Source organism: Dethiosulfatibacter sp. (assembly GCF_983023055.1).
In genome coordinates this window covers 1-10,101 of the sequence record NZ_CEZJXU010000034.1, presented here as the reverse complement: position 1 = coordinate 10,101, position 10,101 = coordinate 1, and the positions used below count along the sequence as shown (strand labels likewise).

Below are 10,101 nucleotides of genomic sequence, written 5' to 3'. Positions count from 1 at the left end.
GACAGGGACGGCAGGATTATTGAAAGAATAAGAATGTCAAGAGTTAGTAGTGTAGGATATTCGGCTGGAAACATTGTTGGCATAGGACTTATGATATTTGTCATTTCGACACTTCAGTTTTTATTATTGAAGCTGGTCTTTTTTAGTCATCTGAATATTTTTATTGTGTTAATGGATCTTCTTATATATTCAATGTCAATATCCGTCCTTGCAACAGCTCTTTCCCATATATTCAGAACGAGACCGGATTACCAGATGGCTGTTCCCTATCTTGTCATAGCCATATGGCTTCTTGGAAACTGGATGTACAGCGGCGATATCCTAAGCGTTAGGATTCCCGAAATGTTTTCATTCATTCCGGGAATGGCTATAAAGGATCATATAATATCATCATTCTTGAAGAGGGAAATCAGCATTGATACTACAAGGATTATAAAGGAACTTGCTATACAAACGGTATTGATATTATTTATTATTTCAATGAATATTACGGGGAGGAAGCATTATGAACGTAGATCTTAAAGACATAAGGAAAAAATTCGGCAAGGAAGAGATACTTAAAGGTTTGAACCTGCATATGGATAATGGAGAGTTTGCAGGAATAATTGGTCCCAATGGAACGGGAAAGACTACTGTACTAAAAATCATATGCGGACTTTCAAGACATGAGTCGGGCAGTATTCTAATAGAAGGTAAACCTGTTTCCTCAATGAGAGGGAAAATAGGCTATGTGCCTCAGGAAATCGCCCTTTATAGCGACTTGACCGTTGGAGCCAACATGAGGTTCTTTGCAGGCCTGTATGGTCTTAAATCGGGGGAAGCTTCCCAAAGGATGGAAGAAGTATTGAATAGTCTGGGACTTTTGGAAGTTAAGGGCAAGAAAGTCAAAAAGCTTTCGGGAGGAATGAAGAGGCGCCTAAATATAGGAACGGAACTTTTGAAGAATCCTGAAATACTCATACTTGACGAGCCTACAGCAGGTGTGGACATAAAGGGAATATCTGATCTTTCTATAATTCTGAAAAACTTGAAACACAATGGAATGACCATAGTAATGACAAGCCATCAGATGAGACTTCTGGAAGAACTTTGCACGGATTTCTATTTTCTTTCGGAAGGAAGGATAGTTCTTTCTGGTAAAAAGAATGAGCTTCTTCAGAAGGAAGGGAATACTACAAGTCTTGAGGAACTTTATCATGAAATATTCTACCTTCATCTAAAAAATGACGAAAAAGTAAAATAGTTATTGACATATATGTAACATTTGTGCTAAAATCACTTCAATAAATAAATGCAGTGATGGAGAAAAAAGTTTTCAAAAGACATGTTTCAGAGAGTCGATGGTGGTGGAAATCGATACAGTCGTGAAAATACACTCACTCCAGAGCAGATTTTCTGAATACAGTAGGAAAATACGGATGCCACGTTACAGGCTAAGAGTTTGATTGAACTCGGATAAGAGATATGGATATAGTATATCTATATAAACAGAGTGGTACCGCGGGTAAATACATCCCGTCTCTGACGTAAGTCAGAGACGGGATTTTTTGTATGTAAAACCAAATCTGATTAATGGGAACCAGATTTTAGCTAAATAAAAAAATGATAAAAAAGAGGAGAAAATCATGGGTAAAAGTATTAAAATTTTCGACACTACTTTGAGAGATGGAGAGCAATCACCGGGTTGTTCCATGAATTTAAAAGAAAAGCTTCAATTGGCAAAGCAACTCGAAAAACTTAATGTTGACATAATAGAGGCGGGCTTTGCTGCTGCTTCACCTGGAGACTTGCTTGCTATAAAGGAAGTTGCAGGAGTTATAGAAAATACAACAGTCGCCAGTCTTGCCAGAACACACAAAGATGATATAGATAAGGCATGGGAAAGTGTAAAGGGTGCAGTAAGTCCAAGGATTCATACATTCATAGCAACCTCGCCAATACATATGGAATACAAGCTTAAAATGTCTCCTGAAGCAGTAATGGACAGGGCAGAAGAAATGGTTAAACATGCAAAAAAATATCTTTCAAACATAGAGTTTTCTGCTGAAGATGCCACTAGAAGTGATGTTGATTTCCTTGCAAAGATATTCACAAGGGTAATAAATGCAGGAGCTACAACAATAAATATTCCTGATACTGTAGGATATACAACACCTGAAGAATACTACGATTTCTTGATGAAGATTAGAGGCAAGTGTCCAGCACTTGAGAAGGTGGACATTTCCGTACATTGCCACAATGACTTGGGGCTTGGTGTTGCGAATTCCCTTTCAGCAATTAGGGCAGGAGCAACTCAGATAGAATGTACAATCAACGGTATCGGAGAGAGAGCTGGAAATGCATCTCTTGAAGAAATTGCCATGGTTCTTAATACAAGAAAAGACATCTACCCATATACAGTAAATATAGATACTACTCAAATCATGAGATCAAGCGAGTTATTGTCAAGTATTACTGGTGTGAAGGTACAGCCAAACAAGGCAATTGTTGGAGCGAATGCCTTTGCTCACGAATCTGGAATTCATCAGCACGGCATGTTGAGCAATAAAGAAACCTATGAAATAATGACACCGGAGTCTGTAGGACTTAGTGAGAACAAGCTTGTTCTTGGAAAACACTCTGGTAAACATGCATTCAACGACAAGCTTATAACAATGGGATACACCCTTACAAAAGAAGAGCTTGCAGAAGCCTTTACTAGATTCAAGGATGTTGCAGACAAGAAGAAGGAAGTACATGAAAGAGACATTGATGCAATTGTTTCAAGACAAAACGTAGCCGTTCCCAAAGAAGTGGAACTTGAAAGATTTGTTATTAACATTGGAAATACAATCACTTCAACTGCTATTGTAAAGATGAAGGTAGGGAACAAGTCTATTGAGAAAGTTAGTACTGGAGACGGACCAATAGATGCAGCTTTTAAGGCCATAGAAAAGATTGTAGGCAAAAAACTGAAACTGGAAGACTGGTCAATGGATTCTGTAACTGAAGGCAAGGATGCCCTTGGTGATGCTACAGTAAAGCTTAGGGAAATAGGAAATGAAAATTCAAATGTATATATCGGTAGAGGTCTTTCTACGGACATCGTTGAGGCAAGTGTCAAGGCCTATGTAAATGCTGTAAATAAAATGATATATGAAGAAAAGCAGGAAGAACAAATAGGATAAAACAAATACAATTAATCTAATATGGATAAAATGAAAACTGGAGGATAAAATGGAATACAAAATAGCACTAATTAAGGGTGATGGAATAGGTCCTGAGATAATAGATCAGGCCGTAAGGGTACTGAAGGCAGTTGAAGAGAAGTGTGGCCACAGCTTTAAATTCGAAGAGCTTTTGGCTGGTGGAGCGGCAATAGAGGCAGAGGGAGTCAATCTTCCAGAAAGGACTCTTGAAGTTTGCAAGGAAAGCGATGCTGTGATGCTTGGTGCTGTTGGTGGACCTAAGTGGGATGACCTTCAGGGAGAATTGAGACCGGAAAAAGCCCTTCTTACTTTGAGAAGAGAGCTTGGATTATATGCAAATATAAGACCTGCAGTAATGTTTGAAGAGCTTGCTGATGCATGTCCTCTCAAGGATGAGATCGTTGAAGGCGGACTTGACATTGTAATAGTTAGAGAGCTAACTGGTGGAATATACTTTGGAAAGAGAGCAACAGAAGGAAGCCACGCTTATGACTGTTTGGAGTACTGGGAATATGAAGTTGCAAGAATAGCAGAAAGAGCTTTTGAAATAGCAATGACGAGAAACAAGAAGGTAACAAGTGTTGACAAGGCAAATGTTCTTGATTCATCAAGACTTTGGAGAAAAACAGTTGAAAAGACTGCGAAAAAATATCCTGAGGTTAAGGTTGAGCATCTTTATGTAGACAATGCTGCAATGCAGCTTATAGTAAATCCGAAGCAGTTTGATGTAATCCTTACAGGAAATATGTTTGGAGACATACTTTCAGACGAGGCAAGCGTGATAACTGGATCCATAGGACTTCTTCCATCAGCTTCAATGGGAGAGCAGAACTTTGGAATGTTTGAGCCTATCCATGGTTCAGCACCTGATATTGCAGGCAAGAGCAAGGCGAATCCTATTGCTACAATACTTTCAGCAGCTATGATGCTTAAATATTCATTTGGATTGGAAACAGAATCTACAATGATTGACGATGCAGTAAAGAAAGCTCTTAGTGAAGGTAACAGAACCGCAGACATAAGCAAGGAAGAAAGCTACCTTACTACTGCTGAAATTACAGATAGAATCATAGAGTTTATATAGAAAGTAAAATTTAATCAAGAAGTAAAATTGAATAATTAAAACAATAAAAAAGAATCTATTGGATTATAATCTCAATAGATTCTTTTTATGTTGCATTTACGGCAATGAGGTCAATGTTAATATCACTTTCCATTATATCCTCCTTAATTAAGTTATTTGCTTTCTGAATATTGTCCGCATCCAAAATGATTCATAGTTTCAACTGATTCCCACATTTTTGCCAATTCTCTTTCTTCTTGGGTTAAAGATCTATCCTTATTCATATTGTTCTCCTTTCATTATTGATTTTTTACTACCTTTAAGTATATCTATAATATACGAGTTTTACTTGTCATCTGAAAACTGTCCAGTTCCAAAATGATTTATAGTTTCAACTGATTCCCAAAGTTCTGCCAATTCTTTTTCTTCTGCTGTTAGAGGTTTTTCGTTATACATAATATTCTCCTTTCTCTATTTTTGTAGGTCTATACAATCGTTTTTTCAGCGAGGTGTCGACATCCAATAAAAAAGCCCTCGAAGAATTAATCTTCAAGGACGAAATAATCCGCGGTACCACCTTGGTTGCACTGAGTGCCTCTCTATCGGTTCTAACAAACCTAGACCTTTAACGGGGTCATACGGTCCCGGCTGATTATTCACCGAAACGGCTCCAGAGTGATATCTTTATTCCTTTGCTGCCGGGTTTCAGCGATACCGGCTCTCTATGAGCAATTGGGGAAAGTAGACTCTCTTTCAAAGCTTTAATTTATATGATTGTAACAGAAATTTAACAATTTGTCAACAGGATTGTACTGAAAAACCGCATCATTGTATATTGTATCCAAAAAACCGTTTTGATGTACTACGTGAACAATATACTGCACAAACATTGAAATGGAAGTGAAAACTCCTGTTTCTGTGAATGCTGAAGTATGATATAATATATCTTAAGGGTGTGTAGATATTTTCATAAGAAACATTACCTAAAACGAAACTGGAGGGTGTTTATGGAAAAGATAATTATGGGTATTCAAATTGATGTAAGAAGCGAAGCTGCGGAAAATGTTCAGAAGCTTTTGACAGAATACGGTTGTCATATCAAGACTAGATTGGGAATGCACCAGCATGCAGATGTAAGCTGTACTGAAAAGGGACTACTAATACTTGAAATGGTAGACAACAGCAACGAAAGCGCGGAAGAGCTTATTAAGAAGCTTGACGTAATAGAAGGCGTTGTTGTAAAGAGTATGAGATTCTAGACAGAAAAAATAAATTGAGAATAGAAAAAACAGTTAGAAATAAAAAACTCCGAATCCGGATTCTCAACCGGTTTGGAGTTTTTGTTATAGTTTGGTTCAATTTATTACAGCTTTCATTATTATTAGCTTTCAGTACTGTTTGCTTTTTTATCTTCTATTTGGTCTTCTTTTACAATTTCAGTAAGTGAAGATACAAGACCAGCTATTCCCTGGATTTCCGAAGGAATAATAATTTTGTTGGCAGCGCCGTTTGCGGCTTCCTTGAATGCTTCAAGACTTTTAAGTGTAAGGACTTCTTTTGTAGGAGCAGCTTCAATAATTTTCTTGATACCTTCTGCGGTTGCAGTTTGTACAGTTACTATTGCTTTCGCTTCACCTTCGGCTCTTCTGATTGCAGCTTCCTTGTCTGCTTCCGCTTCAAGGATCATAGACTGTTTGTGACCTTCAGCAACAAGGATTGCAGATCTCTTTTCTCCTTCTGCTCTCAGGATGGATTCCCTTCTCTGTCTCTCGGCTTTCATCTGCTTCTCCATTGCATCCTGGATCTCAGAAGGAGGCATGATGTTTTTCAGCTCAACCCTGTTTACCTTGATTCCCCAAGGGTCAGTGGCTTCGTCAAGTATGCTTCTCATCTTCGTATTGATGATTTCTCTTGAGGTAAGTGATTCGTCAAGTTCAAGATCACCAATGATGTTTCTCAGTGTTGTTGCAGTTAGATTTTCGATTGCTGAAAGAGGTCTTTCAACTCCATAGGTGAATGCCTTTGGATCTGTTATCTGGAAGAAAACTATGGTGTCTATCTGCATTGTTACATTGTCTTTTGTGATTACGGGCTGGGGAGGAAAATCCACAACCTGTTCCTTCAAAGATACCTTTCTTGCGATTCTGTCAAGGAAGGGCAATTTCACGTGAAGGCCTGTATTCCATGTTGTACCGTAGGCACCAAGTCTTTCAAGTACGAAAGCATTCGCCTGGGGTACGATTTTGATATTTGCTACTACTACGATTATTAGTACTACAACGAGTACTATGAAACCTGCTATTTGTGGCATTTAATTATCCTCCAATTCAGTAACTATTAGTTTTACTCCGTCGATGCTTTCAACATGTACAAGGGTTTCGACGGGAATTACCTTGTTTTCCAATGATCTTGATGTCCAGATCTGGCCTGAAATCTTAACAAGACCTTTAGCATTTAAATTGTCAATTTCCTCTGTTACCTTGCCTGTCTCTCCAACAAGACGATCAGCATTTGTTTTCACCCTTCCAACCTTGAAATACTTCAATGCTATTGGACGGGTATAATAAAGCAATACTGCAGAGACTATGAGAAATACGGCAATCTGTCCAAGGGGTGGTACTCCTATGATCTGAACAAGCCAGGCTGCTATTGATGCAAAAGCGAACCATATTGTTGCCAGACCCATTGTTGCAGCTTCAATAATTATGAATATTATGGCAGCTATTATCCAAATGAAATCTACTGGGTTCATATTTCCTCCTTCTTAAGTGATCAAATCACTGTTTGGATAAATATATTTTATCATTAAATCATATAAAAATATATGAACAAATTGTAAAAATTAATATTAATTAACTTTTACACAGGATCATCACCCTTGCTGTTTAATTGTTTCCATTGTTTTCTTCACTGTTTCCATTTTTTTTAGACCATATAGTTTTCAGCTGGCAGAGAAGGTCGCCAGCTTCGCTTTTTACCATGTGGATTATTTCAACTTTGTCATCGAAGTCGTTGATTTTGCTCATTATATCCACTGTATTTCCGTACTGTATCTCCTTGCGGTAGATTACATCCATATGGGAAAGGTCGCAGTTAGTTGCTATTTCAAAGGGTACGGACTCTATTGCCCAGGCAACATACTTTGTATTGTTTACATGGAGATTGTGGTCGATGTCCAGATATCTGATTTGGAAGTTCTTTTCTATGTCGGCTTCCTTGATTTTTTCAATATTGTTGAAAGATATCTTTTCAAAAAATCTCTCCTTTGTTGTGAAACTGTAGGCTTTGGTAAGGTCACTGGTAATTCTGCACAGTCTTTTTGTTTCAACATTGACTATGGTCCAGGTGGAGTAGGCATAAGAGATGAGGTTTTCATTTTCGTCATAGACCTCGAATTTACGGTAGACATAAAATCTTTCGTAATACATTGGATAGGTGACTACCTTGATTTTTTCCCTGAACTTGGGCATCCTGTTTATGACTATATTGTATTTAAGAAGTACCCAGATAAGGTTGTGGGCTTGCATATAGTCGTATCCTACCCCAAGGAAGTTTGACTGGTTGGAGGCTGCATCCTGGAAGATGCCTACAAGGGCTTTAGGCGAAAGCTTGTCCTTGGAGTCCGTGTAAAAGCAAAGAATTTCATAGTTTTTTGTTGTTTTCATTATAGGCATATATTCCCTCCTAGTTTCAGAGCTAAGCAAAGTTGAGTTTATTCATAGCTTAAGAAAGTTAAAAATGCATAATCCCTTGAAGCATTGGTATTATGCTCAGGGGGAAACTTTCTACGCATCTTAATAATTGCTTGTGCAATTAACGCGGCAAAGCCGCTTTCTTGTGAGATGAAAAGTATCGAAAACGCTTCAACGAGATACTTTTTATTGAGTGAATAATTACGAAACTTGCTTCGCATTGAAACTTCATTATTTCAAAAGAGTTAAAGCTAATTCTCCTTTCATTATATCACGATTTGAAGAAGGTTTTGCGATTTAAATTCTACTTAAATAAAAAGTTTTTCTTTACCCAAATTTATTTAAATCATATAATGTATCTAGTCGCCTCTGGATGAGGCAGTTACGAGATACTGATAGGCTCCATGCCGCAGGTATTCAATTAAGGACGTGGACTAATGGAAAAACACAATGGAACAATAGAAGAGATAATATACCATAACGAAGAAAATGGATATACTGTAGGAATAATGGATACTGACGAGGATGTTGTCACCTTTACAGGTACCTTTGCGAATCTTAGCGAAGGGGAAACTATGTGCCTTACGGGAGAATGGGGATACCACAAGAGGTATGGCAAGCAGTTTCATGTTGAAAGCTATGAGATAATACTTCCGGATACATTAATGGGAATAGAAAAATATCTTTCTTCGGGACTTATAAAAGGAATAGGAAAATCCACTTCCAGAAGGCTTGTGGAGCATTTTGGTGAGAAGACTCTTGAAATAATGCAGTACAATCCAGGACTTATTACAGAAGTGGATGGAATAGGTGAAAAGAAGGCTGCCATAATCACTGAAAGTTTCAGGGATCAGATTGAAATCAAGGAGATAATGATGTATCTCCAGAAATATGGAATATCACCTTCGTACGGTATTAGGATATACAAGAAATACGGTGCAGAAACAGTTGAAAAGGTAAGTGACAATCCCTACAAGCTTGCGGAGGAAATCAACGGTATAGGATTCAAACTGGCTGACAAGGTTGCAGGGACTATGGGTATTGATAGGAACTCTGAATTCAGGATTGAGGCAGGAATAAGATTCGTACTCATAGAATCTGCTTCTGAAGGACATACCTATGTAATTAAGTCTTTTTTAAAGGAAAGGGCTGAATCAGTACTGGGCGTAAGGATAGATTATATTGATGCAGTAATATCAAACATGGCCTTTCGGGGACAAATCTTTGTGGAGAATATCAACGATGTTGAATGTATATACCATACTCCATATTATTATGCAGAATCCGGTACTGCCAACAAGCTGGTGAATCTCTATACCAACTATCAGCCTGAAAAAGAGAAGGATATACTCAAGATAATAAATAATATAGAAAAGGAAAATGTGAGGAAGCTTACGGAAAAGCAGAAAGAAGGTATAGTTAAAGCCCTTGAAAATGGGGTATCAATTATTACTGGAGGTCCTGGAACTGGAAAAACTACAGTCATAAACACTCTAATAAGGGTTTTTGAGGAAATGGGAAGGGATCCTGCTCTCTGTGCACCGACAGGAAGGGCTGCCAAAAGGATAACTGAAACTTCCGGAAGGGAGGCCAAGACAATTCACAGGCTTTTGGAATACACCTTCAGCGAGGATACCAACTCACTGTTCTTCAACAGAAACGACGAATCTCCCCTTGAATATAATGCAATAATAGTAGATGAAGTATCAATGGTGGATATTCTTCTAATGAATTCCATGCTTAAGGCAATAGAACCTGGAACAAGCCTTGTTCTTGTTGGAGACGTTGACCAGCTTCCATCAGTGGGACCTGGTAATGTTCTTAAGGACATAATAGAGTCGGGAGTTATACCTTCAACCAAGCTTGACAAGATATTCAGGCAGTCGGAAACAAGTCTCATAAAGGTCAACGCCCACAAGATAAACATGGGTGAAGCACCTTCATACAATATAAAGGATGGCGACTTTTTCTTCATAAAGGCAGAAGAAGGAAAAATCGGTGAAACAATAGTGTCGCTATGTTCCGACAGGCTTACATCTCACTATGGCTTAAACAGCCTTGAAGACATTCAGGTGCTGTCTCCAATGAAGAAGGGAACCTCAGGAACAATAGAGCTTAACAGGATGCTCCAGGCGACCTTGAATCCTGAGTCTGACAG

9 protein-coding genes and 2 other annotated features are annotated in these 10,101 nt (G+C 38.2%); of the genes, 6 read left to right on the top strand and 3 right to left on the bottom strand.

The annotated features are described in order from the left end of the window. The 5 genes from AC3AX0_RS02630 to AC3AX0_RS02610 all read left to right on the top strand — a co-directional run. On the top strand, nt 1-522 hold a 522-nt coding region (locus AC3AX0_RS02630; RefSeq protein WP_487548750.1), incomplete at its 5' end, for a hypothetical protein. Next, on the top strand, nt 506-1,243 hold the full coding sequence (locus AC3AX0_RS02625; protein WP_487548749.1) for an ABC transporter ATP-binding protein: 738 nt from the start codon (nt 506-508) through the stop codon (nt 1,241-1,243). The genes AC3AX0_RS02630 and AC3AX0_RS02625, both read left to right, overlap by 17 nt. A gap of 44 nt (nt 1,244-1,287) precedes the next feature. Next, nucleotides 1,288-1,526, top strand: a binding site (T-box leader). Nucleotides 1,527-1,622: 96 nt separating this feature from the next. Further along, nucleotides 1,623-3,167: a 2-isopropylmalate synthase gene (locus tag AC3AX0_RS02620; protein ID WP_487548751.1), complete on the top strand. Its 1,545-nt coding sequence runs from the start codon at nt 1,623-1,625 to the stop codon at nt 3,165-3,167. 49 nt (nt 3,168-3,216) lie between these two features. Further along, a complete protein-coding gene (leuB, locus tag AC3AX0_RS02615; RefSeq protein WP_487548748.1) occupies nt 3,217-4,272 on the top strand; it encodes a 3-isopropylmalate dehydrogenase in 1,056 nt (351 codons plus the stop codon). A gap of 527 nt (nt 4,273-4,799) precedes the next feature. Beyond that, nucleotides 4,800-5,017, bottom strand: a binding site (T-box leader). A gap of 241 nt (nt 5,018-5,258) precedes the next feature. Then, a complete protein-coding gene (locus AC3AX0_RS02610) occupies nt 5,259-5,510 on the top strand; it encodes a CPF_0552 family protein (RefSeq protein ID WP_487548747.1) in 252 nt (83 codons plus the stop codon). A 122-nt stretch (nt 5,511-5,632) separates the two neighbouring features. Here the strand turns inward: AC3AX0_RS02610 and AC3AX0_RS02605 are convergent, their stop codons facing one another. The 3 genes from AC3AX0_RS02605 to AC3AX0_RS02595 all read right to left on the bottom strand — a co-directional run bounded on the left by AC3AX0_RS02605 (nt 5,633) and on the right by AC3AX0_RS02595 (nt 7,925). Then, on the bottom strand, nt 5,633-6,562 hold the full coding sequence (locus AC3AX0_RS02605) for an SPFH domain-containing protein (RefSeq protein WP_487548746.1): 930 nt from the start codon (nt 6,560-6,562) through the stop codon (nt 5,633-5,635). After that, nucleotides 6,563-7,003: an NfeD family protein gene (locus AC3AX0_RS02600; protein ID WP_487548745.1), complete on the bottom strand. Its 441-nt coding sequence runs from the start codon at nt 7,001-7,003 to the stop codon at nt 6,563-6,565. It lies immediately after the preceding gene. Nucleotides 7,004-7,136: 133 nt separating this feature from the next. Beyond that, the gene (locus AC3AX0_RS02595) at nt 7,137-7,925 is read right to left on the bottom strand and encodes an acyl-[acyl-carrier-protein] thioesterase (protein WP_487548744.1); all 789 of its coding nucleotides are present in this window, start codon (nt 7,923-7,925) and stop codon (nt 7,137-7,139) included. 455 nt (nt 7,926-8,380) lie between these two features. Here AC3AX0_RS02595 and recD2 point away from each other — a divergent pair. Continuing rightward, a partial coding sequence (recD2, locus tag AC3AX0_RS02590) for an SF1B family DNA helicase RecD2 (protein WP_487548743.1) occupies nt 8,381-10,101 on the top strand: 1,721 nt, incomplete at its 3' end.